23 protein-coding genes are annotated in these 26,237 nt (G+C 43.6%); 14 read left to right on the top strand and 9 right to left on the bottom strand.

The window, feature by feature from the left end:
• The first annotated feature begins 97 nt into the window (after positions 1–97).
• Both tsaD and EPL05_RS04515 read left to right on the top strand, forming a co-directional pair.
• Positions 98–1,129: a tRNA (adenosine(37)-N6)-threonylcarbamoyltransferase complex transferase subunit TsaD gene (gene tsaD, locus EPL05_RS04520; protein WP_128532521.1), complete on the top strand. Its 1,032-nt coding sequence runs from the start codon at positions 98–100 to the stop codon at positions 1,127–1,129.
• Positions 1,130–1,199: 70 nt separating this feature from the next.
• Entirely contained in the window at positions 1,200–1,397 is a 198-nt protein-coding gene (locus EPL05_RS04515; protein WP_128532520.1) for a hypothetical protein, read from the top strand.
• Positions 1,398–1,471: 74 nt separating this feature from the next.
• Here EPL05_RS04515 and EPL05_RS04510 read toward each other — a convergent pair whose 3' ends face one another.
• Together EPL05_RS04510 and EPL05_RS04505 are read right to left on the bottom strand one after the other, a co-directional pair.
• A complete protein-coding gene (locus tag EPL05_RS04510; protein WP_128532518.1) occupies positions 1,472–3,523 on the bottom strand; it encodes an IPT/TIG domain-containing protein in 2,052 nt (683 codons plus the stop codon).
• A 124-nt stretch (positions 3,524–3,647) separates the two neighbouring features.
• On the bottom strand, positions 3,648–4,523 hold the full coding sequence (locus EPL05_RS04505) for an alpha/beta fold hydrolase (RefSeq protein WP_128532516.1): 876 nt from the start codon (positions 4,521–4,523) through the stop codon (positions 3,648–3,650).
• Between the two features lie 298 nt (positions 4,524–4,821).
• Here EPL05_RS04505 and EPL05_RS04500 point away from each other — a divergent pair, with 298 nt between their 5' ends.
• The gene (locus EPL05_RS04500) at positions 4,822–6,669 is read left to right on the top strand and encodes a DEAD/DEAH box helicase (RefSeq protein WP_128532514.1); all 1,848 of its coding nucleotides are present in this window, start codon (positions 4,822–4,824) and stop codon (positions 6,667–6,669) included.
• Between the two features lie 118 nt (positions 6,670–6,787).
• On the opposite strand, the gene EPL05_RS04495 is transcribed toward EPL05_RS04500, so the two are convergent.
• The 5 genes from EPL05_RS04495 to EPL05_RS04475 all read right to left on the bottom strand — a co-directional run bounded on the left by EPL05_RS04495 (position 6,788) and on the right by EPL05_RS04475 (position 11,436).
• The gene (locus tag EPL05_RS04495) at positions 6,788–7,102 is read right to left on the bottom strand and encodes a hypothetical protein (protein WP_128532512.1); all 315 of its coding nucleotides are present in this window, start codon (positions 7,100–7,102) and stop codon (positions 6,788–6,790) included.
• A 58-nt stretch (positions 7,103–7,160) separates the two neighbouring features.
• Positions 7,161–7,499, bottom strand: a complete 339-nt coding sequence (locus EPL05_RS04490; RefSeq protein WP_208394674.1) for a hypothetical protein — start codon at positions 7,497–7,499, stop codon at positions 7,161–7,163.
• Positions 7,500–7,528: 29 nt separating this feature from the next.
• Positions 7,529–8,536 carry an NAD(P)H-dependent glycerol-3-phosphate dehydrogenase gene (locus tag EPL05_RS04485; RefSeq protein WP_128532510.1) on the bottom strand — a complete coding sequence of 336 codons (1,008 nt, stop codon included), beginning with the start codon at positions 8,534–8,536 and terminating at the stop codon, positions 7,529–7,531.
• Positions 8,537–8,710: 174 nt separating this feature from the next.
• The gene (locus tag EPL05_RS04480) at positions 8,711–10,051 is read right to left on the bottom strand and encodes an efflux RND transporter periplasmic adaptor subunit (protein ID WP_128532508.1); all 1,341 of its coding nucleotides are present in this window, start codon (positions 10,049–10,051) and stop codon (positions 8,711–8,713) included.
• A 32-nt stretch (positions 10,052–10,083) separates the two neighbouring features.
• Complete coding sequence (locus EPL05_RS04475) at positions 10,084–11,436, bottom strand: TolC family protein (protein WP_128532506.1); 1,353 nt, start codon at positions 11,434–11,436, stop codon at positions 10,084–10,086.
• Positions 11,437–11,525: 89 nt separating this feature from the next.
• On the opposite strand from EPL05_RS04475, the gene EPL05_RS04470 reads away from it, so the two are divergent.
• The 6 genes from EPL05_RS04470 (at position 11,526) to EPL05_RS24175 (ending at position 17,938) form a co-directional block, all read left to right on the top strand.
• Positions 11,526–12,149: a polysaccharide deacetylase family protein gene (locus EPL05_RS04470; protein WP_128532504.1), complete on the top strand. Its 624-nt coding sequence runs from the start codon at positions 11,526–11,528 to the stop codon at positions 12,147–12,149.
• A gap of 48 nt (positions 12,150–12,197) precedes the next feature.
• Entirely contained in the window at positions 12,198–13,019 is an 822-nt protein-coding gene (locus tag EPL05_RS04465; RefSeq protein WP_128532502.1) for an alpha/beta hydrolase, read from the top strand.
• Entirely contained in the window at positions 13,004–13,279 is a 276-nt protein-coding gene (locus EPL05_RS04460; RefSeq protein ID WP_128532500.1) for a PQQ-dependent sugar dehydrogenase, read from the top strand. Before EPL05_RS04465 ends, EPL05_RS04460 begins: the two co-directional genes overlap by 16 nt.
• A gap of 339 nt (positions 13,280–13,618) precedes the next feature.
• Positions 13,619–15,886, top strand: a complete 2,268-nt coding sequence (locus EPL05_RS04455; RefSeq protein WP_128532498.1) for an aconitate hydratase — start codon at positions 13,619–13,621, stop codon at positions 15,884–15,886.
• 127 nt (positions 15,887–16,013) lie between these two features.
• Positions 16,014–16,934, top strand: a complete 921-nt coding sequence (locus EPL05_RS04450) for an energy transducer TonB (protein WP_128532496.1) — start codon at positions 16,014–16,016, stop codon at positions 16,932–16,934.
• A gap of 179 nt (positions 16,935–17,113) precedes the next feature.
• Entirely contained in the window at positions 17,114–17,938 is an 825-nt protein-coding gene (locus tag EPL05_RS24175; RefSeq protein WP_208394673.1) for a glycine-rich domain-containing protein, read from the top strand.
• Between the two features lie 66 nt (positions 17,939–18,004).
• Here EPL05_RS24175 and uvrA read toward each other — a convergent pair whose 3' ends face one another.
• On the bottom strand, positions 18,005–20,965 hold the full coding sequence (gene uvrA / locus EPL05_RS04440) for an excinuclease ABC subunit UvrA (RefSeq protein ID WP_243837212.1): 2,961 nt from the start codon (positions 20,963–20,965) through the stop codon (positions 18,005–18,007).
• 435 nt (positions 20,966–21,400) lie between these two features.
• On the opposite strand from uvrA, the gene EPL05_RS04430 reads away from it, so the two are divergent.
• The 4 genes from EPL05_RS04430 to recA all read left to right on the top strand — a co-directional run bounded on the left by EPL05_RS04430 (position 21,401) and on the right by recA (position 24,723).
• Complete coding sequence (locus EPL05_RS04430) at positions 21,401–21,985, top strand: RNA polymerase sigma factor (protein WP_128532494.1); 585 nt, start codon at positions 21,401–21,403, stop codon at positions 21,983–21,985.
• A 29-nt stretch (positions 21,986–22,014) separates the two neighbouring features.
• Positions 22,015–22,302 (top strand): hypothetical protein, encoded by a 288-nt coding sequence (locus EPL05_RS04425; protein WP_128532492.1) that lies wholly within the window; start codon positions 22,015–22,017, stop codon positions 22,300–22,302.
• Between the two features lie 521 nt (positions 22,303–22,823).
• On the top strand, positions 22,824–23,582 hold the full coding sequence (gene nth, locus EPL05_RS04420) for an endonuclease III (protein ID WP_128532490.1): 759 nt from the start codon (positions 22,824–22,826) through the stop codon (positions 23,580–23,582).
• A 133-nt stretch (positions 23,583–23,715) separates the two neighbouring features.
• Positions 23,716–24,723, top strand: coding sequence for a recombinase RecA (recA, locus tag EPL05_RS04415; protein WP_128532488.1), 1,008 nt, complete (start codon positions 23,716–23,718; stop codon positions 24,721–24,723).
• Between the two features lie 89 nt (positions 24,724–24,812).
• Here recA and EPL05_RS04410 read toward each other — a convergent pair whose 3' ends face one another.
• Positions 24,813–25,280, bottom strand: coding sequence for a DUF4293 domain-containing protein (locus EPL05_RS04410; RefSeq protein ID WP_128532486.1), 468 nt, complete (start codon positions 25,278–25,280; stop codon positions 24,813–24,815).
• Between the two features lie 133 nt (positions 25,281–25,413).
• Here EPL05_RS04410 and truA point away from each other — a divergent pair, with 133 nt between their 5' ends.
• Positions 25,414–26,190, top strand: a complete 777-nt coding sequence (gene truA, locus EPL05_RS04405; protein ID WP_128532485.1) for a tRNA pseudouridine(38-40) synthase TruA — start codon at positions 25,414–25,416, stop codon at positions 26,188–26,190.
• Positions 26,191–26,237 lie beyond the last annotated feature (47 nt).

Genomic DNA, 26,237 nt, shown 5'->3' with positions numbered 1-26,237 from the left:
TGATTGAATAAGCCCTATCGCTATACGCTTATACACCCAAATAGTTTGCTTATCAATCACTAATTCGCTAATTCATTAAATCAATAATTTCTTAAAAGTGCCTGTAATATTAGGAATCGAATCTTCATGTGATGAAACCTCTGCATCGGTTTGTGTAGATGGTGAGATATTGAGCAATGTTATTGCCAACCAAACCATACACGAAGCCTATGGAGGTGTTGTGCCCGAGCTTGCCTCGAGGGTTCATCAGCAAAACATTGTCCCTGCTGTACAACAAGCCTTATTAAACGCAAAAGTAAACAAAAATGATATTGATGCGGTAGCTTTTACACGCGGTCCCGGCCTTTTAGGTTCTTTATTAGTTGGCGTGTCGTTTGCTAAGGCATTCGCGCTGGCTAAAAACCTGCCCCTTATTGATATTAACCACATGCAGGCCCATATTTTAGCTCATTTTATTGGCGATCATAAGCCAACGTTTCCCTTCATATGCCTTACCGTATCGGGCGGGCACACACAAATAGTGCTGGTGAAAGATCACTTTGATATGGAGATCATTGGCCAAACACTGGATGATGCCGCCGGTGAAGCAATGGACAAAACCAGCAAAATATTAGGCTTGCCCTATCCAGGCGGCCCGCTGATAGATAAAAACGCCCGAAGCGGCAACCCCGACGCTTATAAATTTCCTGAGCCCCAGATCCATGGCTATAATTTTAGCTTTAGCGGGGTAAAAACTGCCATCCTGTATTTTATTAGAGATAACGTTGCTAAAAATCCAAACTTTATCGAAGAGAACCTGGCGGATATTTGCGCGTCGGTAGAAAAAAGGATAGCTACCATTTTGCTGAATAAACTAAAACGCGCGGCGGAAGAGTACGGCATAAAAGATATCGCTTTGGCGGGTGGCGTATCGGCCAACACCGGTTTGCGCGAAGCGCTCACCAACCTTTGTGCCGATAAAGGTTGGAACTGCTTCATCCCAAAATTTGAATACTGCACCGATAATGCTGCTATGATAGCCATTGCCGGGCACTATAAATACTTAAAAGGCGAATTTGTAGGGCAGGAGGTAGCACCACTGGCCAGAATGCCATTTGCACCCCAGCCCCCTGAAGGGGGAGCAGGATAGCATAACGCATCAATTAATTTAATACTTTTACAAATAATTTTATTCCCCTTCAGGGGGGTAGGGGGCCAACATGACCGCAGCATCACTTATTTTTTGGGCAATCTTCGTATTGCCACTTATCGCTTTTTTAGTATGGGTAATGCGCCAGGATAAGCGCAAAGGCAAATTAGGCCTTATCGTGTTAGCCATAATTGTAGTTGGCGTTATAGTTTATATGTACTGGAACCACATGTTCCAGGCCGGCAGTGTTACGCCTACCCCGCAATAACCGCTACTAACTTCCTTAATAATAAAATAGCTCCCCTTAGTAAGGAGAGCTATTTTCTAATATTGTAGCTGCAACTAAATACCGCGGCGGAAGATCCTGTGCGAGCCGCTGGTGTTGAAGCAGAAGATGTAATAAAAATCTTCTGTTCTTTGAATCCCACCAATAACGTAACCCGAAGGGATGGTTTGCTTCGCAAAAGTTGTACCCTGATCTACAGAGATATTAAAGCTTGTACCGCCGTAAGTTACAACCGTACCAAATGTTTTTACAGTAAAGCTTTGTTCATCGCTAATTTTAACCCATGCCTCACCTTGCCCAGTAGACCTGTAAAGGCGAAGAGCATTTAAAGTGTTATTACTTGGCGGAGAGAATAAAGCAAACTGGTAATTGTCAGACGATTTAAAGAAATCCTGGTAGCCGCCCGCATACGCATAAATACCCGTTGTACCGTTTGTGGCGTTCCATGTTTTACCCTGGTTGGTAGACCGGTAAATTACGTGTTTGGCCAGGCTATCCGGAAGGTTATGGGCAATATCTATCGCGTAAAAATATTTACCATTTGCATCGCTGGTTAAATAATCAAGAGACGCGCCCTGAGGGATCTGTAACTCGACCGTCGCCCAGGTATCGCCTTTGTCGGTAGAGGTAAATAATTTGGTGGCGTTCATTATTGCTAATACCCCGGCTCTTGTAACCATGCCGGTAAAGCCCTGGTTTGGCAAGTTAGCATCGGGGAGTAGTTTTGTCCACGTAGTACCATTAGCTGATTTGGCAATACCTTGATTGGTAGTAATGTAATATGTGCTGCCATCAGATGCAACCAGGTGGATCTGCAGCGATTGCAGATCAAACGGCAGATTGTTGTATACATTTGCGTAGCTTGTTCCATTGCTGGTGTAGTACAGGTAATTTGGCGCCAGCCCGCCGGTGAATAGCATCGTTTTGCCTATTGATGCGGACAAGTTGATGTTTTGAATTAAAGGCATAAAACCTGTTTCCTGCCAATCGCCATTGGTTTGAGGGATGATTACTACATATTCGCTGCTGGTAAGTGTCGCCCCACTTCTAACGCTTACGGTTATTGGGCCGGTAAGCGCGCCTTGCGGAACTGTGACAACGAGTTTGGTGGTAGTAGCACTTTTAACTACAGCAGTTAATGAGCCTTGTACGCCGGTAAATTTAACCGAGTTCTGCCCCGGGTCGGTACTGAAATTTGTGCCTGTGATGATTACAGTATCGCCCACTTTGCCGGTTGCGGGTGATATAGAAGTTAAGGTTGCCGGCTGTATGTAGGTGAAAGTTGGGCCGGTAGTAAGGTCGCTGTTTTTTACTTTAAGGGTAACCGCGCCGGTTGTACCGTTTTGTGGGGCGGTTACAATAATGCGGGTTGCCGTTGCAGATTTTACCGTTGTAGCCACCCCATTAAATTTAACTTCGTTCTCGCTGGCTATGGTGCTGTAATTTACTCCAGTGATAGAAACCGAATCGCCGGCTTTACCCGATGTAGGGCTGATATTTTCGATAGTTGGCTTCGCAGCTACCGGGGTAGGGTCTTTTACTTCCGATTTTGGTTTGGTTACATTTAAAAAATTAACAAACGTGAATGAGCCCGCTGAATTAAACTCGCGGCCGGCTGCGTCTTTAAAATTGATGCTCCATTTTACGGTGATGGACGTGTTGGTGATAGTTATTTCTATTGAACCAGAGTAGGCAAAATAAGTATTGCCGCCACTAAAGTACGATACATAGCTTTGTACCGGGCTTGGGCTATCGGCGTATATTTTAATGGTATGCGAGCCCGGGTTAAAAGAGGTGCCCGATTTTTTGGTAAGCGCTAAAATGCCGCTTTTAAGATCGTTTAAAAAGAAATTCAACTTATCGCCCGAAGCATTTAGCGTGGCGGAGGTTTCTAAAGCCTTGCTTGCGTCGCCATCGGTAGAGTAGTAGGTTGATGTGAGCGCGCCGGCATCCAGCTTTATGGTTTTACCATCAATTGTGCCGGTCATCGAGCTGCTTGCAGTAGGTGTTGGGTCAACTTTCTTGTCTTTTTTACAAGAGCTGACCGCCAGAATAAGCAATAGCATCAAGGTAAGCGTTTTCGACAGGGTTTTTAAGTGGGTTCTCATTGCAGGTAATATGGTTTATTCACCCGTAAATGTCAACTAATTAAAGTGTTATGCCAATAGTGCATTTGCGGTATATTTTTCTGCGTACTGGTACGCATGCTGTAGGGCTAAGTTTAAACCCTCTTTACTTCAATACGTCCCATTTCTCTATCTTGCGGTACGGCTTGCTAAAAAAATCGCCTATTACACGGTTAAACATATCGCGGTAGTAAATAGGAGTAGAGTGCCCGGAGTTTGGCAAGATCCATAAATACGATTGCGGGATGTTTTTCGCTATCAGCATGGTATGTTCCGGGTTTATTACATCATGGTCGCCACCGATGACGAGGGTGGGGCAGCTTATCTTATGCAAAGCTTCCGGTTTTATATGCGGTTCGTAGCTAAGCAGGTGCAGTAACAGCACTTGGTCTTTTATCAGCCTCGAAGGATTTTTCATTTTCTTTAGCGAATCAGCCGTAAATACGTTTTGCTTCATTACTAAATCGGCAATATAGGGGTAAACAGCCGTCGTATCTGGCCAAAGGTTAGCACCGGTTACGGCAAGCATTTTTACTTTATCGGGGTTACGCATGGCTAACAGTAAACCCTCTATTCCGCCATCGCTCCAGCCAATTACATTTGCGTTTTTAAGCTTAAGCTGATCCATTAACGCGTTAAGGTCATCGCTTAACATTTCGTAGCTGAGGGAATCTTTGTCGTTATTGGATTTTCCCTGCGCACGGCTATCGGCCAAAATTACTTTGTATTTTTTGGCGAAATAAGGGATCTGATACCTGAAATCTTTTATCGAGCCGCCGTTACCGTGGATAATAAGCAAAGGTTCGCCTTTACCATAGATCTCGTAATACATTTTAATGCCGCGAATCTCGGCATACTTTCCCACTGCTTTGTTTTGGCCGTAGGTGTTGGTGTCTTTTTTGGCGGTTTCTTTTTGCTGGGCATAGCCGCTGCAAATAACTAAGGCTAATAAAATAGTGAGAAGGGCTTTGATACGTTTCATGATGGCAAGGTGTTGATTTTTAAAGGTATAAAATAACCGGCCAATACAGATATTTTTTAATTGATATTTTCCAATATCGGCGGCTTTTTAATGGGGCTGATAGTCGCCCAAAATTTCGCCGGATTATGATGTTTAAATAATCCGCACAAAAAACTGTTTGATTTTGAGAGTTTTATAGCTAATTCTGAGGCTAAAATTATCATTATTTTAAATTAGCAAAAAGGTATTGGATTAATAGAATATAAAACGTACTTTTGCGCTCGATTTGGCGATGTAGCCAAATACGTTATTTTAATTCATGAACCCATTTATCAATCTGGGAATCCGTCATGATATTGTTAATGCCATCTCTGAGTTAGGATTTGAAAATCCTACACCAATCCAGGAACAGTCAATTCCGGTATTGTTAACAGGCAGCAACGATTTTGTCGGATTAGCCCAAACAGGGACCGGTAAAACAGCTGCTTTTGGACTGCCGCTATTAGAACTGCTCGATTTCGAAGTAAATCATCCGCAGGCGCTTGTTTTATGCCCAACACGTGAACTTTGTTTACAGATTACGAACGACATTAAGAACTACGCCAAAAAAATGAACAACGTTAATGTTGTTGCCGTTTATGGCGGTGCAAGCATTCAGGATCAACTACGCCAAATTAAACGCGGCGTACAGATCGTTGTGGCCACACCAGGCCGTATGCTTGACATTATTAACCGTAAAGCGATAGACTTTTCGCAGGTTAAGTTTGTAGTATTGGATGAGGCTGATGAGATGCTCAACATGGGCTTCCAGGAAGACATTGACAGTATTTTATCCACCACTCCTGACGAGAAAAAAACCTGGCTGTTTTCGGCCACAATGCCTTCCGAAGTAAGAAGGATCGCTAAAAAATACATGGATAACCCTTTTGAGTTAACCATGGGCGAAAAAAACACAGGTAATGTAAATATAGACCACGAGTACTACGTAGTACGTGCCCGTGATAAATATGCTGCCTTTAAACGTATTGTTGATAACAACCCGTCTATCTTCGGTATCGTATTTTGCCGTACTAAAATTGAGACCCAGGAAATTGCCGAGTCGTTAATGAAAGACGGTTACAATGCCGATTCTTTACATGGCGACCTTTCGCAGCAACAACGCGATAAGGTAATGAAACGCTACCGCGAACGCAGCCTGCAATTATTAATTGCTACTGATGTTGCCGCACGTGGTATTGATGTTAACGATGTAACACACGTTATTAACTACAGCTTACCTGACGAAATTGAAAACTACACCCACCGTAGCGGCCGTACAGCCCGTGCAGGTAAAACAGGTGTATCTATCGCTATCATCAACAGCAAAGAGCTTGGTAAAATTCGGCAGATAGAACGTACCATTGGTAAAAAGTTTATCAAAGCAGAGATCCCTACAGGGTTTGATGTTTGCGAGAAACAACTTTTTTCATTGTTACACAAAGTACATAACGTAACCGTTAACGAAGAACAGATTGAACAATACATCCCACGTATTATGGATGAATTTAAAGATCTGGACAAAGAACAGGTTATCAAACGGTTTGCATCAATAGAGTTTAACCGCTTTTTAGATTATTATCAAAATGCACCGGACCTTAATGCCCCTGCGGACGATTTCCGTACAAGGGATGGCGAAAGAGGTGAGCGCGGTATGCGCGACGCCGGTGGCAAAAGCGAATACACACGCCTGTTTATCAATTTAGGTAGTGTTGATGAATTTAACCGCGGCGATCTGCTGGGTTACATTTGCAACAACTCTAAAATAAGCGGCCGTACTGTTGGTAAAATTGATGTTAAAGGTGTTTACTCTTTCTTTGAAGTAAGCAACGGCGATGTTGACCAGGTAGTGAACAACTTTAAAGGCGTTGAATTTAAAGGCCGCGAAGTTAGGATAGAAATATCTGGCGAAGGTACCAGCACAACCCGTACAGGTGGTGGCGAAAGACGCGAAGGTGGTTACCAAAGACGCGAAGGCGGCGGCGGTTTCAACCGTGAAAGAAGTGGTGGTGGCGAAAGACGCGAAGGTGGCTTTAACAGGGACAGGAACAAAAGCGCCGGTGGCGGTGGTTTCCGCGATTTCTCTGGCAAACCCCGCGAGGAACGTCCGGAGCGCCGCAGAAGATTCTAATTTAGTTTTTTAGTTTTTCATAAGAGTTTTTGGGGGGTAGTTTACCCAAAAGCATAGTTTTAGTTTAGTTTTGTTTACAAGGCCTCTCGTTTGCACCAGCATCCGGGAGGTTTTTGTTTTAACGGCTAAATTCTACCGCTACAGAATCCGGGAACAGGAGGTTTAACTGCTTTTCGTCCAGGTTTTGTATTACAAACTTAGTGTAGGGCAGGTTACCTTCAAAGGAGGTAAAAATGGTATCGCCTTTCAAAAAGTAATCTTCAGCCTCATTATCCAGCGTAAACTGCTTTTCGGTGATCTTTAGGCTGGTGATGCTGTCTTTAGATTTCCAGTTCCCCTGCAATTTTTTGTTAGATTCGTTTTTATGGCAGGCAGCCGTGAGCAGCATACCTGCGCAGGCCATATGTATAAATGTTAAAGCGTAGGATTTCATGAGGTTGATAAGGTAAAGAAAAAGCACCTGCTTTGCAACAGGTGCTTTAACGGTATTTTTAAGGCTTAGCAACTAAGGCCGATTTTCTCACATAAATGTGACGCCCCTTATAGTTTACGTAGTAGTAGTGAGCATTTTTATCAATGTAGATAGTTTGGCCGTGTGGCCCAACCATGCCGTCGTATTTTTTATCTAAAACCGCCGCTGCGCCCTTCGATGTAACTTCGGCTGTTTCATTGCCAACTTTGCTGGCTGTTTTTTTTGTTGCTTTCCATCCCTTTTTTACGGTTGTGCCAACTTTTTGGGTAACGGTTGTGTCTTTATGCGTTTGTGCAAAAGTAGAAGAGGCTGCAAACATAGCTGCCGCAAACATTGCTGTACTGAATAACTTTTTCATGGTATGGTAAATTGAGTTAATTAGCGTACTTAACTCAATTTCTCTGCCAGTTTACGCATTTCCGCCGCAGGGGAAGCTTTTTTATATAAAATAGCGTAAACAGCATCGCATATAGGCATATCTACCTTGTACTGGCGGTTTACCTGGTGTAGGCAATTTACTGCATAATAGCCTTCAGCTACCATGTTCATTTCCAATTGTGCCGATGTTACCGTGTATCCTTTGCCAATCATATTGCCAAAAGTACGGTTGCGGCTAAACTGCGAATAGGCGGTAACCAGCAGATCGCCCAGGTAGGCCGATTCTTTAATGTCCCTGTCTATAGGGTGTACCTCGTCTACAAAGCGTTCCAACTCGCGTATGGCATTTGATATTAATACCGACTGGAAGTTATCGCCATAACCTATGCCATGGCAAATACCGCTGGCAATGGCGTAAACGTTCTTCAATACGGCGCCGTATTCGGTGCCGTAGATATCATCAGATACAATGGTTTTAATGTAGCGGGTGTTCAGCATCGCCGCAAACTCGGTAGCCAGGTCAACATCCTGCGAGGCGATGGTAAGGTATGATAGTTTCTCCAGCGCTACCTCCTCTGCATGGCAGGGCCCACTTATCACCATAAAATTGCTGAAAGATACGTTGTAGTTTTGATTCAGAAATTCGCCGATGATCTGGTTTTCATCAGGTACTATTCCTTTAATGGCCGACACTATTTTTTTGCCGGCAAGGTCTTCGGGCGTTATTCCAGCCAAGGCTTCTTTCAAAAACGCGGCAGGCACATTCAGGAGGATGCAATCTGCAACTTGTATCAGGGGTTTTAGATCGGCAGATATATTTGCCGCCGGCACTTTAATTTCTACAGAACTTAAATAGTTGGGATTGTGCCCAAATTTGCTGATATGTTCAACCGCCTGCTCGTTCCGCATCCACCAAAAAATCTCTTTTTCTACGGTGTTATCGGCAAGTATTTTAATGTTAGCGGTGGCCCAGCTTCCGCCGCCAACTACGGTAATTTTATGTATTTGCTTAAGCATTACAGATATAATGTACTACCGGGGCAATTGGTTTTCCCCAGCGGTACAAATAAATGAAAAAAAGGCGATAGGTAAAAGGTTAAGGGTAAAAGGTAATTTGAGAAGCAGCTATACAAAACAAAAAGAGGTGAAAGATCCTAAAACCTTTCACCTTTCAGCCTTTAGCTTAAAAAACTAGTTTTTCTTAGTGTCGCCGGTAAATAGTTTGGCTTTATCTACTTTTTCTACTATTTGTCCATCTTTAAGGTCTTTAGAGATAGCTGCAAATGGTGCAGATATTACTTCTTCGCCGCCTTTAAGGCCGCTTAGTATTTGTATGTAGGTATCATCCTGTATGCCGGTTTTTACTTGTACCTGTTTTACTTTGTTCGCTTTATCAAGCACAAACACATATTCTTTAGCTATTGGGGTGCTTGCTGTTTTCTTAGGATCTTCGGTTCCGTTGCCATTTGCCGCAGGTTTCTTTTCTTCGCGGGTGGTAACCGATTGTATTGGCACCGATAATGCTTTTACATGACTTGTTTGGATGTCAACCGTAGCGGTTAATCCCGGGCGAAAAGGAGAGTGATTTGCAGCGTTCTTTTTCAGCAATTCCAGGTATGATTGCGCGGTGATCCTTACTTTTACGGTAAAGTTGGTTACCTGGTCGGCATTAGTACCAACCACGTTTGCCGAACTGCCTATCTCTATCACCTGGCCTTCAAATTTTTTGCCAAGGAAAGCGTCTATCTCTATTTGCGATGGGTTACCAACAGCTATGCGGTTGATATCGTTCTCATTTACATCAACATTCACATCCATTTTGTTCAGATCGGATATGGTCATGATCTCGGTACCTGCAAATTGCTGGGTTCCTAAAACGCGCTCGCCTATTTCTATAGATAGTTTTGATACAACGCCATCAACCGGTGCATAAATGGTTGTTTTGGCAAGGTTATCATGTGCTTCTTTAACAGATGCGGATGATTGGGCTAAGCCGTATGTAGAGCCTATAACGTTTTGTTTAGCTGCTTCTAAAGTTGCCTTGGCACCCTCGTAGTTGGCTTTTGCCTGCTCAAATTCGGCAGCGGTAAGTACTTTATTTTTGTAAAGCTCCTGGCTGCGTTTGTATATAGAGGCCTGGTTTGCAAAGGTAGCTTCGTTTTGTTTCAGCATTTGCGATGAGTTGCCAACGTTTGCTTTTTGTGAATTGTAAGAGGCAACTGCACGGTCGTAACCCGATTTTAAGATATCTGGGCGGATCTTACAAAGCAGCTGGCCTTTTTTTACCACGTCGCCTTCTTTAATAGGCAGTTCAACTACCTCGCCGCTCACCTCGGGGCTTATTTTTACCTCAATGTGTGGTTTAATTTTGCCGCTGGCAGATACGTTTTCGTTTATATCGCGCGTATCGGCTTTTTCAACTGCAACTTGCGTTAGTTTAGGTTTGCCAATTACGCCCGTAGCTTTCAATATAAAAAGCAGTACGGCCAGTGCGCCTAAGCTGATAAGGATATATTTAGTAGTCTTTCCCATGATATTTTTTCAGGATTTTATTTATTTAAAGTTTAGAGTGTTATAGGGTTACCAAGATAATAATCAATTACCTTACTTCTAAATATTACCTCGTAACGTGCCTGGATCAGGTCGAACTGGGATTTATTCAGGTTGGTTAACGATGTGTTGTAATCGAGCGAGTTTACCAGCCCTACATTGTACCGTTGCTGTATTACATTAAAGGCTTCTTTATTGGCCTGGTACGCTTGCTCGGTACTTTGCAGCTTCTTGTTGGCGGCCTGCACATCTAATACTGCTTGTATAATTATTTTACTGAGGTTGTTTTTTGACAGTTGCGTATTTACCTGTGCATTTAAAAAGTTGATGCGTGCTTTGCGTACCGATGTGCGGGTTGTAAACCGGTTAAAAATCGGTATCTGTAAAGAAATACCTACCGACTGGTTAAAGTTATCTTTGAACTGATCTACAAAGGGGTAATTGGCCCCATTAATGGTACGCGCATCAGAGTAAAATGAATTTGCCGAACCGAAAAGCACAACGCTTGGATAGTAGGCTCCCATGGCTGTTTTTATGGCTTGCTGCGATACCCGTTCCCTGGTTTCGGCAAGTTTTACATCAGGGTTAATTTCCAACGCAGTTTTTATTACGCTCGCGCCGTCATAAGCAGTACGTACATCGCCAAGTTTGCTGATATCCGGTTTCTCAACTGTGATCTCTTCCAGCGGGTTCATCTCCATGTATTGCTTTAGCACCAATAACGAAATATCTAACTGGTTTTGTGCCGTGGTTAAATTAAGCTCGGCAGTAGATCGCTGTGCTTTAGCTTGCGATAGGTCGGCAAGAGTTTGGTTGCCTACATCAAAATTCTTTTGCGCGCGGTCTAAAGCTATTTTAGATATATCTATCTGTTGTTTGGCGGCAGTAACTAAATCCTGATTGGTTAATATGGCTAAATATTGCGTAACTACGTTTAACACCAGGTCATTCTTTATTTTAGCGGTGTTGCTTTTATCAACATCAACCAAAATACGGTTTTGAATAATTTGATTGCGCAGTTGGAATCCCTGGAAAAGAGTTACTTGCGCATTAACGCCGCCATCTATTGCAAAAATACGCTGGTTAACGAATTGATTTGTTGACGGATCAGCGCTACGGCCAAAGTTATAGTAAGCACGCGGGCTGGCACTAACGGCCGGCAGCCTATTGTTTCTGCTTTGTTCATAATCTGCAACGCTAAGCGCTTCGTTATACTGGGCCTGTTTTATAGTAAGGTTACGTTCAAGCGCGCGTTCTACCGCTTTTTGCAGGGTGATAACTTCCTGTGCGTTGGCAGTTATGTTGGTGGCAGCAATTAATATGAGGCAAGCAATAGTTACTTTTGTGATTGGTAATTTTAGTTTCATAATATTGGTATACAATTATAAGTAATGCTATTACTTTGCAAGCCTTTTTTGTTGTGTTAAAATATGTTAAGATCTAACCTCTTGTGCGCATGTACCTCGTAAAAACTCCCCGGCTCCTTAAATGGTTATATCCTAACCTAATATGGGATGCCGGGCCCGGTGCCCGCTGTATTTATTTGACTTTTGACGACGGCCCTATACCCATTGTTACACCATTTGTGTTAAATATTTTAAAACAGTACAATGCAAAAGCAACTTTTTTTTGCATCGGCGATAATATTGACAAACACCCGGATGTATTTAATGAGGTAAAAAACGCCGGGCACGCCATTGGGAACCACACCTACAATCATTTAAAAGGATGGGATACTGGCAATGAGACCTACCTGGATAATTTTTTGCAGGCCGATAAATTAGTAGCGTCCAGTCTCTTCCGTCCGCCGTATGGGCGGATAAAGAGGGCACAGATAAAATTGCTGAAGCAGGCGCGCCCCGATTTGAAAATTATGATGTGGGATGTGCTGAGCGGCGATTTTGATACCGCGCTTGAACCCGAAGCATGCCTTAAAAAGGTGATTAAACATACCGAAGCCGGCTCTATTATCGTGTTTCATGATAGTTTAAAAGCCTTCGACAGGATGCAATATGTGTTGCCGAGGGCGATGGAGTACTGGAGTAAGCAGGGGTATACATTTGGTGCCTTGATGCCCTGAAAGAATACTTTTGATTTGTATAACGGCCGATATTTTCTACCTTTCGGGATGTACAGGAAATTATTATTACAGATATTAGGGGTGTTTTTCGTTTTCGCCATCCAAAATGTTCGGGCACAAAGTAGTACCGCGTCAGATACCCCGCGTATTATTGTAAGCAGTATAAAAATGCCGCAACTGGGCAGAGAGCGCACCATCAGGATCTATCTGCCGGCAGGCTATGCCACTTCCAACAAGAAATATCCGGTTTTGTACATGCACGACGGGCAGAACATCTTTACCGGCAATACCAGTTTTGCCGGGAGCTGGCTGGTAGATTCTACCGCGAAAACTTTTCCGGTAAATAAACAAGCAATTATAGTTGGGATAGATAATAGCGGCAAATACCGCATGGCCGAATACAACGCGTACGAAAGTAAGTACGCCAAACCCGAAGGCGACGCCTATGCAGATTTTATTGTGAAAACGCTTAAACCATATATCGACAGTGTATATCGCACAAAAAAGGAAGCCAAACACACCGCGATAGCAGGTAGTTCTATGGGAGGGCTGATCTCGATGTACGCTGCGGTAAAATATCCGGATGTATTTGGGACAGCTGGTGTTTTCTCGCCGTCGTTTTGGATAGCGCCACAACTTTACAAGTTGGTAGAAGACACAAAGATGAACACCAAACAAAAGTATTTTCTATCCTGCGGTGATAAGGAAGAGGATGAAGTTGATTATGTGAACAAGATGGATTCGATATTAATTAAAAAAGGGTTTAAACTAAAAAATGTGCCTGCTCCCCTGGTTATAAAAGGCGGCAAGCATAACGAAGCGCAGTGGAAAGCATCTTTTAAAACGTTTTACGCCTGGTTGATCAATTAAAAGACCATAAGGCATCGATTACTAATAACAACGACGCTAAACCGCAATGGAAAAACTCATTGCTGCTTGCCGTGCTGAAAGATTCGGAATTGTTGCAACTTAAACTAAACACTGCCGGTGATAAAGTGGAGGTAGTGAATACCTTTTACAAAAGTACTTACGGCCGTATGCGCGACGTAGCCATTTCGCCACAGGGAGATGTTTATATTATTACAAGTAATGGCACTAATGATAAGATCATTAAGGTGAGTAAACAGTAAAAGTTTTACGGAGTACCCTTTGCATTACATCTTGTTGTTACAAGCGGGTTTGTAAAAAAGTTTACAAAAGTTTACACTTTTCAATATGTTAACTTATTAAATTATTGATAATCAATTGCTTGAATAAATTGAAGGGTTTACACTTTTTCAGAACGGGTCATTTTTATTTGCTAATATTTAGCCCGATATTATTGATGAATGAGGGTTCTTATTTATATCGCATCTAAATAACATTTGTACAATGGCTTGACTGTGAATAAAGTTTATAATTTGTAAATTCGCCGCTAACCAGCGGAAACGCGTGGTTATCTCGTTTTACCACTAAAAAAATCAAACATTATGGCTTTTGATTTAGACATGATCAAAAAAGTTTATGATCGCTACAGCACCCGTATTGCGGCTGCACGTACCGCGACCGGTAAACATCTTACTCTTACAGAAAAAATATTATACGCTCACCTTTCCGAAGGCGATGCTAAAAAAGCTTTTGAACGCGGTACCGACTACGTTGATTTTGCACCAGACCGCGTAGCTATGCAGGATGCTACGGCGCAGATGGCCCTTTTGCAGTTTATGCAAGCTGGCCGCCCGCAGGTTGCTGTACCATCAACCGTGCATTGCGATCACTTGATACAGGCAAAAGTTGGCGCTGTTGAAGATCTGAGCACCGCTGTTGATATCAATAAAGAAGTTTACGATTTCCTTTCATCTGTATCTGATAAATATGGTATCGGTTTCTGGAAAGCCGGTGCGGGTATCATTCACCAGGTTGTGTTAGAAAACTACGCTTTCCCGGGTGGTATGATGATAGGTACCGACTCACACACACCTAACGCAGGTGGTTTGGGCATGGTTGCCATTGGTGTTGGCGGTGCCGATGCCTGCGATGTAATGGCAGGTTTGCCATGGGAGCTAAAATTCCCTAAACTCATCGGTGTTAAGTTAACCGGTAAATTATCTGGCTGGGCTTCCGCTAAAGACGTTATTTTAAAAGTTGCAGGTATCCTTACCGTAAAAGGTGGTACCGGTGCTATTGTTGAATATTTTGGCGAAGGTGCACGTTCTCTTTCTGCTACCGGTAAAGGTACCATCTGTAACATGGGTGCCGAAATTGGTGCAACTACCTCTATCTTCGGTTACGACGAAAAGATCGCGACTTATTTAAGTGGTACTTCACGTGCAGAAGTTGCCGAACTGGCCAACGCCGTTGCCGAACACTTAACCGGTGATGATGAGGTTTACGCTAACCCAACCGAATACTTCGACCAGGTTATCGAGATCAACTTATCAGATCTGGAGCCACATATTAACGGCCCTTTCACACCGGATCTGGCATGGCCTATCTCTAAATTCGCTACCGCTGTTCGCGAGAACAACTGGCCGGTTGAATTAGAAGTTGGTTTGATAGGTTCTTGTACCAACTCATCGTACGAGGATATTACCCGTTCGGCTTCTATCGCCAAACAGGCTATTGATAAAAACCTGCAAACTAAGGCGGAATTTACCATCACTCCGGGGTCGGAATTGGTACGTTACACTGTTGAGCGCGATGGTTACTTAGGTACTTTTGAGATCATGGGCGGCGTCGTATTGGCAAATGCCTGCGGTCCGTGTATCGGTCAATGGGCACGTCATACAGACGATCCTACACGCAGAAACTCTATCATCACATCGTTTAACCGTAACTTTGCAAAACGCCAGGACGGTAACCCAAACACACACGCGTTTGTTGCTTCACCAGAAATTGTAACCGCCATGGTTATTGCCGGTGATTTAACCTTTAACCCGCTTACCGATACCCTAACTAATAAGGACGGCGAACAGGTGATGCTGGATGAACCACTGGGTATAGAAATGCCGGTACGTGGTTACGCGGTAGAAGATGCCGGGTACCAGGCACCAGCCGAAGACGGCAGCATGGTAGAAGTAAAGGTTAGCCCAACTTCTGCACGTTTGCAATTGCTTGATCCATTCTCTGCATGGGAAGGTACTGACATTGCAGGCTTAAAGCTGCTGATCAAAGCAAAAGGTAAATGTACTACCGATCATATTTCGATGGCTGGCCCGTGGTTGAAATTCCGCGGCCACCTTGATAACATATCAAACAATATGCTTATCGGTGCTATCAACTATTTTAACCTGAATGCTGATAGCGTTAAGAATGCACTTACAGGCGAATACGGCCCTGTACCTGCTACCCAGCGGGATTATAAAGCAAATGGTATAGGCAGTATAGTAGTAGGCGACGAGAACTACGGCGAAGGCTCATCACGCGAGCACGCTGCGATGGAACCACGCCACTTAGGTGTACGGGTTATATTGGTGAAATCATTCGCCCGTATCCACGAAACTAATCTGAAGAAACAAGGCATGTTGGGTATCACTTTCGCCGATAGCAACGACTACGACAAAATTTTGGAAGATGATACTTTCGACATCGTAGGTTTAACCACCTTCGCTCCGGGCCACCAGTTAACCGTGGTATTGCACCATGCAGACGGCACCAGCGAAAGCTTCCAGGTTAACCATACCTACAATGCACAACAAATTGAGTGGTTTAAAGCAGGCGGTGCCCTAAACATCATCCGCAGGCAAATGGCCTCTTAATTTCGAATTTTCAATTTCGAATTTATAAAACTTAAGCCTTCCCAATTGGGGAGGCTTTTTTGTTGAGAATTCGTTGTAACTTTAAAAAAGCACAGATATCTAAACTAAAACACACCTATCTACATAAATGAAATTCTACCAACTTTTTGCATTTATCGCTTTTGTGCTACTATTTACAAATAACCTGCTGGCACAAACCAACAAGAAACTCATTGCCCAATTAGATACCATTTACCAATCCGACCAGCAATACCGCAGCAAGGCCATGCAGGAAGCCGGCAAGAACAATCCGGAATTAGATAAGGCTAACATGGATAAGCAAGCTGTCGCGGATAGGGCCAACCTGGCTAAAATAGAAAAGATATTTGCCCAATACGGCTATCCCGGTAAAACCATGGTGGGAGAGAAGTACCAGTCGGTAGCTTTTATGGTGATACAGCATAACGACCAGGAAGCGCAAGAGAAATATCTGCCTTTATTAACGGGGGCCGCCAATAAAGGAGAATTTCGTGCTACATCGCTTGCGATATTGATCGATAGGGTGAAAATGGGGAGGGGCGAAAAACAGGTGTATGGCTCGCAAATGCACGAGACAAAGGATGGCGTTAAAATATACCCGATAGAGGATGAGCCAAATGTAGACATCCGCCGGGCAAAGATAGGCTTGCCGCCATTAGCGCTTTACGTTAAAACCTGGAATATTGATTATCATGTGCCAACCGCCGAAAAACCAAACCCTGCCAGTATGTATTATGTGCAGGAAGAGCGCCATGAATCGCCGGTGGAAGCCGTAGGCGGTACCGCAGCTATTTATGCCCAATTAAATTACCCCGACAAAGCGAAAGAGAATAACATTACCGGCTTTGTAACCGTGCAACTCACGATAGATAAAGATGGTAACACTAAAAATGTGGAAGTAATTAAAAGCCTGGGGTACGGTTGCGATGAAGAAGCCCTGCGTGTGATGAAAGCAGTAAAATACACTAACAAAACTGGCGAGGATAATGATATACGGGTGAAGTTGCCGTTTCCCTATAAGAAAAAGTAACGAGCGGGACGATTATGATTAAGACTAAATAAGTTCGCGTTTTTTACGACATTTTATTGCTTGTCCAGAGATGTAGTTGGTGTTAATATTAACAACCAAATAAATAATAATTACTTAACACTAAATACACTTTAGTTATCTTCTTTCTCGTTAGCTTTAGCTAATTTATACATACAACAATGATGAAAGAAGAAATTACATTATGGCAAAAAATTGAAGCGTTCCGGCTTGATGACCCGGATGCGGGCTTTCAATTTTCTGCCAGGCTGGCCAGGGAGAACGGCTGGAGTTTGGAGTACTCGCACCGCGTGATAGCCGAGTACAAAAAGTTTATTTTTATGTGCTGCATCAGCAACACGGGCGTAACCCCGTCCGACCCGGTAGACCAGGCATGGCACCTGCATTTAACCTTTACCCGCTCGTACTGGGTGGATCTGTGCAGGGATACTATCGGCAAACAGATACATCACAACCCAACTAAAGGCGGTGTAAAAGAAGCGGATAAATTTGATGGGTTCTACAATACATCGCAAAAGCTTTATCGTGATAAATTTGGAATAGCGCCACCAGTGGATATCTGGCATGATAACGATGAGCGCTTTTCAGATATCAACTTTCGGCGGGTGAACCTGAGCCGCAACTGGGTGATTAAAAAGCCGCGGCTATCGGTAGCGTTGCTTACCTTATTGATGCTGGTTGTTGCCTGCACAGTATTTATCCAGGCGGATGGTGATTATTGGGCATCATTAATTGCGGTAGGGGCAGTAATACTTGTTGCTATCGACGTTCGTAGATGGAAATCAAACCCCAATAGAGGGAAGAACAATAATGATAACAGCGGCAGCGGTTGCAGTACCGCCGGATGTGGTGGAGATATGGACTCGTCGCATCATGGAGGCCACGACGGCGGGCACAGCGGCGATGGCGTACACAGCGGTTGCGGAAGTGGCTGTTCAGGATGCTCTTCCTCGGGTTGCAGCGGATGCGGCGGAGGTGGTGATTAAACAAAAATAGCGACAGGTTGCCCCATCGCTATCAAAAATTTTGCTCCCCTTCAGTGGGCTGGGGGGCTAAAACCTCTCCTTCAAAAATTCCCCGGTAAAACTATCAGCCTTTTTGATCAGATTCTCCGGAACGCCTTCAAATACTACATTACCGCCACGGTTACCACCTCCGGGACCGATATCAACGACCCAATCGGCACATTTTATCACATCCATATTGTGTTCAATCACAATAATGGTATTGCCATGGTCTAACAGGGCGTCGAATGATTTTAGCAGCTTTTTAATATCAGCAAAGTGCAGCCCGGTTGTAGGCTCATCAAAAATAAAGAGCGTTTTATGCGTGTTGTTACCCTTCACCAGGAAAGACGCCAGCTTAATACGCTGTGCTTCACCGCCGGATAAAGTATTGCTGGATTGGCCTAATTGCACATAGCCCAAGCCAACATCAACTAATGGTTTTATTTTGGCTAATATTTTAGGCTCTTTGTTGAAGAACTCCAAAGCTTCGTCGATGGTGAGCTCCAACACCTCAGATACATTCTTTTCATTGTAAGTAACATCCAGTATATGCTGTTTAAAGCGTTTACCGGCGCAGGCTTCGCAGGTTAAAAAGATATCGGCCATAAACTGCATCTCTATCTTCACCTCGCCTTCGCCCTGGCAAACATCGCAGCGGCCACCCTCTACATTAAAGCTGAATGCCGATGGTTTTAATCCCGCTGCTTTAGCGACCGGTAGGGCTGCATATAGGTTGCGAATCTCGTCCCATGCTTTAACATAGGTAACCGGGTTAGAGCGAGATGAGCGGCCAATTGGGTTTTGATCCACCAGTTCCACCTGTTCTATTTTGGCGTAATCGCCCTCAATGCTGTCGAAGCTGCCGGTTTGTTCGCCGTTATAGTTCCCCAATATTTTCTGCAGGGCAGGGGCAAGCACACGTTTCACCAAACTGGTTTTACCCGAGCCGGATACACCCGTAACCACGGTAAGTACCCCCAGCGGGAATTTGGCATCCACGTTATTCAGGTTGTTTTCGCGCGCGCCTTTTATTTCAATATAATCGTTCCATTTACGGCGCTGAGCTGGAATAGCGATGGATTCGCGGCCGCTTAGGTATTTACCGGTAAGGCTGTTATCGTCTACAATAATTTGCTCGTAAGTGCCGGTGAAGATAAGGTTACCGCCATGCGTACCAGCTTCGGGGCCGATATCGATGATATGGTCGGCAGCTTTCATGATCTCTTCCTCGTGCTCCACCACCAAAACGGTGTTTCCTACATCGCGCAGAGATTTTAATACCCCAACCAAACGTTGTGTATCACGTGGGTGCAAGCCAATGCTTGGCTCATCCAGTACATAAATCGAACCAACCAGGCTACTCCCCAACGAGGTTGCCAGGTTGATACGCTGCGACTCTCCGCCGGATAGCGTGTTTGACAAGCGGTTAAGCGTTAAATAACTCAGCCCTACATCATTTAAAAACTGAAGGCGGTTCACTATTTCTAACAATAAGCGTTTCCCTATTTTAACATCGGTAGGGCTCAGGTTTAAGCTGCTGAAGAAAGTCAGCGCGGTATCCAAAGGCATCAGCACCACGTCGGTAATGGATTTGCCATCTACCTTAACATAAGACGCATCTTTGCGCAAACGGCTGCCTTTACACTCCGGGCAGGTGGTTTTACCCCGGTATCTCGACAGCAGAACTCTGTACTGTATCTTATAAGTTTGCTCCTCCATTTCCTTAAAGAACTCGTTCAGTCCGCGGAAATATTGGTTACCGGTCCATAATAATTGCTGCTGCTCTTCGGTAAGCTGGTTGTATTGGCGATGGATGGGGAAGTCGAATTTCAGCGAGCTTTTTACCAGCTTGTCGTTCCATTCGCGCATTTTTTCACCGCGCCAGGGGGCAATAGCACCTTCGTATACGGTTTTACTTTTATCGGGGATAACGAGGTCCTCGTCTATACCAATAACCTTACCATACCCCTCGCAGCGTTTGCAGGCCCCATAAGGGTTGTTAAAGCTAAAGAAGTTTGGAGAGGGTTCTTCAAAGCGAATATCGTCCAGTTCAAAACGGTCGCAAAAAAAGCGCTCGTTCTCTACATCGCTTTCAGGCTCGCGGTAACGCACATAGCAATCGCCCTTACCTTCAAAGAACGCGGTTTGGATACTGTCGCCCAGGCGGCTTACGGTTTCTTCCTCGTCGTTCCTGGTGATCCGGTCGATAACGATGCGCACCGGCAATTGATGAGTGGAGAGTTGCGTGTTGTGGGCGGTTACCTGGCTTTCGGCATTCTGGCTGTCAATTTCGGCCTGGATAGCTTCCTCTGCCTTTTGTTTTTTGGTCTTGGCTTTCGCCTTAGGCCCGTCGGCCACTATTTCGTCAATGGTTTCTGCCAATAAATTCGCGTTCAGACTTTCATCCTCTAATAAAGCTTCAATACGGTTCATTACACCGTTTATCTCCACGCGGATAAACCCCTTTTGCATCAGCACGGCAAGCTCTTCTTTAAGGCTGCGGTTATTATGAGGGTGCAGTGGGCATAGGATGGTTACCTGTGTATCCAAAGGCAAACCCATAATAAAGTTGATCACATCGGTAACGCTGTCCTTTTTTACTATACCGCCCGATACCGGCGATATGGTTTTGCCTATGCGCGAGAACAGTAGTTTGAGATAATCATAGATCTCGGTACTGGTACCCACGGTAGAGCGCGGATTACTGGTAATTACTTTCTGCTCAATGGCTATAGCCGGGGCTATACCTTTAATATAGTCTACATCCGGTTTGTTCATCCGGCCCAAAAACTGGCGCGCATAACTGCTCAGGCTTTCTACATACCTGCGCTGTCCTTCGGCATAAAGGGTATCAAAGGCGAGCGATGATTTGCCCGAGCCCGACATGCCGGTGATAACCACCAGCTTGTTTTTGGGGATGGCCACATCCATATTTTTGAGGTTGTGCACCCGTGCGCCTTTGATGATGATATGTTTCTGCGGATCTTTTTCGGCTTCTTTGATCATTCTTTTAGTTGATGGTTGATGGACCATAGTTCATGGCGAATGCTTCCGGAAATTTAATAGTTATCGGGCTAAACCCTTATTTAATTCCTTAGTCTAAACGCTAAATAACCAATCCATTAACTGATATTTATTTTGTAGAGTTATGAACCATGGTCTATCAACCATAACCCGCTCTGCCGCAAAAATCCTAAAATATTTAGCTTTTTGCAAGCCGGTTTAGGAATAGTAGGAAGAATAAATGAATACTTGCAATATACTGACATGTAAACTTTATGATGCAGGCATGACAATGCCCTCTCTAAAAAATATTTGTTTTTATTTTGAAGATTATTATATTTGAGGGTAACATTTTTTAACCCCTAAAAGAAACGCTATAGACAGAACTCTACTTTTAATAACGACAAAAAAATTAATTTAGTTTATTAGTAGCTTTCTATGGATTTTCAATTGAAAAGTGATCAGGATCTAATCCATCTATATATCGCCGGTGACGAAGCAGGACTTGTTGAGCTCATCCGGAGGTACCAATCAAAAATTTACACTTCTATTTACCTGCTCGTTAAAGACGAAGCTTTGGCCGAAGATATTTTCCAGGATACGTTTATTAAGGTAATTAATACGCTAAAAGCCGGCAAGTATAACGAGGAGGGCAAGTTTTTGCCATGGGTAACCCGTATTGGGCATAACCTGGTGATAGACCATTTCCGTCGTGAAAAACGCGCGCCTATGGTTAGCAACGGCGACGACTTTGATATTTTTGAAGTACTGGGCAATTACGATGAAAGCGCGGAAGACCGGCTGGTACGCGAGCAAACCCATAAAGACTTAAAATCGTTGATACAACTGCTGCCCTCTGAGCAAAAGGAAGTATTAATTATGCGCCACTTTGGCGATATGAGCTTTAAAGAAATTGCCGACGTTACCGATGTGAGCATCAATACCGCCCTTGGCCGAATGCGCTACGCATTGAACAATCTGCGCAAAATGATGCAGACGAAAGAACTGAGTTTGAAAAATTAGTTTAGCCGCTGGTTGATTAGGGGTTAAAATTGGAAAATATTGAGGCTTTGGTCGATTATTCGGCTAAAGCCTTTTTCGTGCCTTTTGGTGTCCGTTGGCTGAAGCCAACGGCAATTATGCTTATATTCGATTTTACTCTTTTCAATTATTGCGCCCCATTTATGGGCCGGAATAATAAAATGATTGACGTGGCTTTAGCCGAAAACGACATCGCGTTTATCCATAAATTCCGCTTTTTAATTTTCTTTTCACTTAAATTACAATTTTCCTTTCCGCAAATGCGTTATAAAAATGCACAAAATAAACGTGTCGGTTAAACACAATGACTGTGTGCTTAGGCAAACATTATCAGCGGGTTAAGTAAGTGAAAAAAATTTCATTTAATTTTCATCTTCATAAAATATTCGTCTTTAACCATCGTTATTTATCTAAACAAAAAGATAGCTTATGGGTGAAACCTTTACAACAAATTTCTACGCGGTCACTAACAAAACTCAGATGAAAGAGTCAGGAACACTTGAAAATCTGGATGCGGACTCAGTGATATTCTATCACTCTATCCATGCCGAATTGGATCTTCTGAAAAAGAAGCCAAAATTGCAAACCATCCACCAGATACTTGATTACTCAAAGAGTTTACGTTAAGTACTACGCACCCCCGAAACTGGTTCATAGATCATACTTTTGGCAAGGCCGATCGTTTGATTTATGAACCTTTCTATTTTGGTTCAATTGTTCATTAGTTCAGTTGTTCATTGGTGCAGAGTTTAATATAATTGCATAAGTAATCGCCGGTTCAACCCAATGAACTAATGAACCAGCGAACCAATGAACTAACATGCTAAAAGCCGAACGCTACCGCCACTTCGTTGAATATTTTTCCAAGAATCAGCCCAATGCAGTTACCGAATTGCATTATAACAGCCCATACCAATTGTTGGTAGCCGTGATCTTATCGGCTCAGTGTACCGATAAACGCATCAACCAGGTTACCCCCGCGCTTTTTGAACGTTTCCCGGATGCTGCCGCTTTGGCTGCTTCTGATGCCGACGAGATCTTCACCTACATCCGCAGTGTGAGTTACCCTAATAATAAGGCTAAGCACCTGGCAGGCATGGGCAAAATGCTGACGGAAGTTTTCGGCGGCGAGGTGCCTTCTGATCTGGACGACCTGCAGAAAATGCCCGGCGTTGGTCGCAAAACAGCTAATGTAATTGCTTCGGTAGTTTTTGATGCCCCTGCTATTGCCGTGGATACCCACGTTTTTAGGGTTGCCAACCGGTTGGGGCTTGTGCGTGCCAGTACGCCCTTAGCAGTTGAAAAGCAGCTGGTGAAAAACCTGCCCGAAAATACACTGGCCATAGCGCATCACTGGCTGATATTGCACGGGCGCTACATTTGCGTGGCCCGCACACCTAAATGCGAGATTTGTCCGCTTACCTGGTTCTGCAAATATTACGCGCAGCAAAACACCGAAACGGCGCTTTTAAAAGCCGAGGCTTTAAAATTCCGAAAGGCAAAAGATGCTAAAAAGAAGAAAGTGCAGAAGGCGATAGTGAAGGAGTTGGTGAAGCGTAGTGTTGATAAAGATATTTGATTAGTAGTCGCTGGTTAGTTAACTTCATCCGCCACTCCTTGATAATAAGGCGATTTCACAATTAAAATAATTACTAAAAAAATTAGCAAATAATAAATATGTTATTTACATTTGTTTCACGAAAAAAATAGAGATGAGCAATACAGATAAAATGAAGGCACTGCAGCTTACCCTTGATAAGCTGGAAAAATCTTACGGGAAAGGCACTATCATGAAGTTGGGCGAACAAGCCATTGAGCCAACAGAAGTAATATCAACCGGTTCGCTGGGTCTTGATATCGCTTTGGGTGTAGGTGGTTTGCCAAAAGGCAGGGTAATAGAAATATACGGCCCGGAATCGTCAGGTAAAACTACCCTGGCCATACATGCCATTGCCGAATCGCAAAAGAAGGGTGGCATCGCGGCTTTTATTGATGCGGAGCACGCCTTTGATAGGTTTTATGCTAAAAAGCTGGGTGTAGACGTAGAGAACCTGCTGATCTCTCAACCGGATAATGGTGAGCAAGCGCTTGAAATTGCCGATAACCTGATTCGTTCGGGTGCCATCGATATATTAGTAATTGACTCTGTTGCCGCATTAGTACCCAAAGCCGAAATTGAAGGCGAAATGGGCGATTCTAAAATGGGTTTACATGCAAGGTTAATGTCGCAGGCATTGCGTAAGCTAACCGGTACCATTAGCAAAACAGGGTGCTGCTGCATTTTCATCAACCAGTTGCGCGATAAAATTGGTGTGATGTTTGGTAACCCCGAGACTACTACCGGTGGTAACGCCTTAAAATTCTACGCTTCGGTACGTTTGGATGTACGCCGTATATCACAAATTAAAGATAGTGACGAGGTATCTGGTAACCGTGTTAAGGTGAAAATTGTAAAGAACAAAGTGGCCCCTCCATTCCGTATTGCTGAGTTTGATATCATGTTTGGTGAAGGTATTTCCAAAGCAGGTGAGATCATAGACCTTGGTGTAGAATACAATATCATCAAAAAAGCAGGCTCATGGTTTAGCTATGGCGATACCCGCCTTGGCCAGGGCCGTGATGCCGTTAAACAACTGATATTGGATAACCCGGAACTGATGGAAGAACTGGAAGTGAAAATAAAAGCAACGGTAACAGGTGAAAGTTTGGCAGAAGCATAATTTTAGAACTTACGATTTAATAAATTTTGTAAACAGAGAAAGCCTTCCAATTGGGAGGCTTTCTCTGTTATATATGTTTGAATCCGAAATTACCTCAACCTATCTGCCGATTTCACCAACTTTTCATCCCTCTGTATCGCTTTAAAAGCAAAAATGATAAGGATAATACTGAGTGAAGTGAGGAACAAACCAACGCCCATATTCTTATATTCAAGGGTAATAGCACCCACTACTTTTTTAACGGTCTGCGCCATCCAGAAGCTGTAACCTATTAAAGCCAGTATGGCTATATAGCAGAAATTTATTTGCTTCTTGCGGTTTTTATACATAAAAATAACGGCCAATGGCACGAGCCCGATAATAGCGGTGGCAACTGTTAGGGCGGTAAAAGTTTCTAATAGTTTGTCTTGTCCGTTAACTATTTCGTAAACGCCGGTTACGCTTACATTAACGAGTTTGCCGTCTACATAAATATTGTGCGCCAGCGGGAACAGGAAAAGCCCGAACATTACGATGGAAGCGGCCAGGAGATAGATACTTTGTATTCGTTGTAGCATTTTGTGTTTAATGTTTAACAGTTTGTAATATTAAAACTACTGGCAAATATAATAGATATAGCCCGCTTATAAATTCAAACATTTGCAACATTTTTAACGCTTGCAACATCGCTACAAAACTTACCTTTGCCATGTGGCAAATACCCAACGCTATTTTATCGAACTCGCTTATGATGGTACCAAATACCACGGTTGGCAGGTACAGCAAAACGCCGTAAGCGTACAGGAATTACTGAACAAAGCATTAAGCACTTTATTGCGCCAGCCAATAGAAACGACTGGTTGCGGTAGAACGGACACTGGCGTACATGCAAAAGAATATTTTGCGCATATAGATGTGGAGTCCATAGACCATCGACCATGGACCATGGACAAAAGAAGCCTCAATGCCCTGCTTCCGCACGACATCGCAATTAAGAATATTATCGCCGTTTATCCCGAAGCGCACGCCCGCTTTGATGCCACTTTACGCAGTTACGAATATCATATCCACTTTGAAAAGTACCCGTTTTTACATGGATATTCGTGGTTGCTGCGCGATAGGCCAAACCTGGAACTGATGAACCAGGCTGCGGCAATTATCATGGAATATTCAGATTTTAGCTGTTTCAGTAAATCAAATACGCAGGTTAAAACCAATAATTGTAAAATTGTAAAAGCGAAATGGGAACAAACTGAAAAAGGCATTGTATTTAAAATATCTGCCGACCGTTTTTTACGTAATATGGTGAGGGCAATTGTAGGCACGCTGTTATCGGTAGGCAAAGGTGAAATGCTGCCCGAGGGTATCCACGATATTATCCAAAGCAAAAATCGCAGCAAGGCGGGCACCAGCGTACCTGCATGTGGATTATATTTAACAGAGATAAAATATCCATACCCTTTAATCGGGGTTGGTTTAGATAGGTAGATGGCAAAAGAAAATAAAGAAACCACTTCAAAAGCTCCCCCTTCAGG

Source organism: Mucilaginibacter gilvus, from assembly GCF_004054195.1.
GTDB classification, from domain to species: Bacteria; Bacteroidota; Bacteroidia; order Sphingobacteriales; family Sphingobacteriaceae; genus Mucilaginibacter; species Mucilaginibacter gilvus.
This window is presented reverse-complemented; position numbering and strand designations above follow the sequence as displayed.

Coding starts and splice junctions, on each gene's coding strand:
- EPL05_RS04515 (WP_128532520.1), top strand. CDS start 1,200: ATGACCGCAGCATCACTTATTTTTTGGGCAATCTTCGTATTGCCACTT.
- recA (WP_128532488.1), top strand. CDS start 23,716: ATGAGCAATACAGATAAAATGAAGGCACTGCAGCTTACCCTTGATAAG.
- EPL05_RS24175 (WP_208394673.1), top strand. CDS start 17,114: ATGATGAAAGAAGAAATTACATTATGGCAAAAAATTGAAGCGTTCCGG.
- EPL05_RS04430 (WP_128532494.1), top strand. CDS start 21,401: ATGGATTTTCAATTGAAAAGTGATCAGGATCTAATCCATCTATATATC.
- EPL05_RS04455 (WP_128532498.1), top strand. CDS start 13,619: ATGGCTTTTGATTTAGACATGATCAAAAAAGTTTATGATCGCTACAGC.
- EPL05_RS04410 (WP_128532486.1), bottom strand. CDS start 25,280: ATGCTACAACGAATACAAAGTATCTATCTCCTGGCCGCTTCCATCGTA.
- EPL05_RS04480 (WP_128532508.1), bottom strand. CDS start 10,051: ATGGGAAAGACTACTAAATATATCCTTATCAGCTTAGGCGCACTGGCC.
- EPL05_RS04475 (WP_128532506.1), bottom strand. CDS start 11,436: ATGAAACTAAAATTACCAATCACAAAAGTAACTATTGCTTGCCTCATA.
- EPL05_RS04465 (WP_128532502.1), top strand. CDS start 12,198: ATGTACAGGAAATTATTATTACAGATATTAGGGGTGTTTTTCGTTTTC.
- nth (WP_128532490.1), top strand. CDS start 22,824: ATGCTAAAAGCCGAACGCTACCGCCACTTCGTTGAATATTTTTCCAAG.
- EPL05_RS04505 (WP_128532516.1), bottom strand. CDS start 4,523: ATGAAACGTATCAAAGCCCTTCTCACTATTTTATTAGCCTTAGTTATT.
- EPL05_RS04495 (WP_128532512.1), bottom strand. CDS start 7,102: ATGAAATCCTACGCTTTAACATTTATACATATGGCCTGCGCAGGTATG.
- EPL05_RS04500 (WP_128532514.1), top strand. CDS start 4,822: ATGAACCCATTTATCAATCTGGGAATCCGTCATGATATTGTTAATGCC.
- EPL05_RS04450 (WP_128532496.1), top strand. CDS start 16,014: ATGAAATTCTACCAACTTTTTGCATTTATCGCTTTTGTGCTACTATTT.
- EPL05_RS04510 (WP_128532518.1), bottom strand. CDS start 3,523: ATGAGAACCCACTTAAAAACCCTGTCGAAAACGCTTACCTTGATGCTA.
- uvrA (WP_243837212.1), bottom strand. CDS start 20,965: ATGATCAAAGAAGCCGAAAAAGATCCGCAGAAACATATCATCATCAAA.
- EPL05_RS04485 (WP_128532510.1), bottom strand. CDS start 8,536: ATGCTTAAGCAAATACATAAAATTACCGTAGTTGGCGGCGGAAGCTGG.
- EPL05_RS04490 (WP_208394674.1), bottom strand. CDS start 7,499: ATGAAAAAGTTATTCAGTACAGCAATGTTTGCGGCAGCTATGTTTGCA.
- EPL05_RS04470 (WP_128532504.1), top strand. CDS start 11,526: ATGTACCTCGTAAAAACTCCCCGGCTCCTTAAATGGTTATATCCTAAC.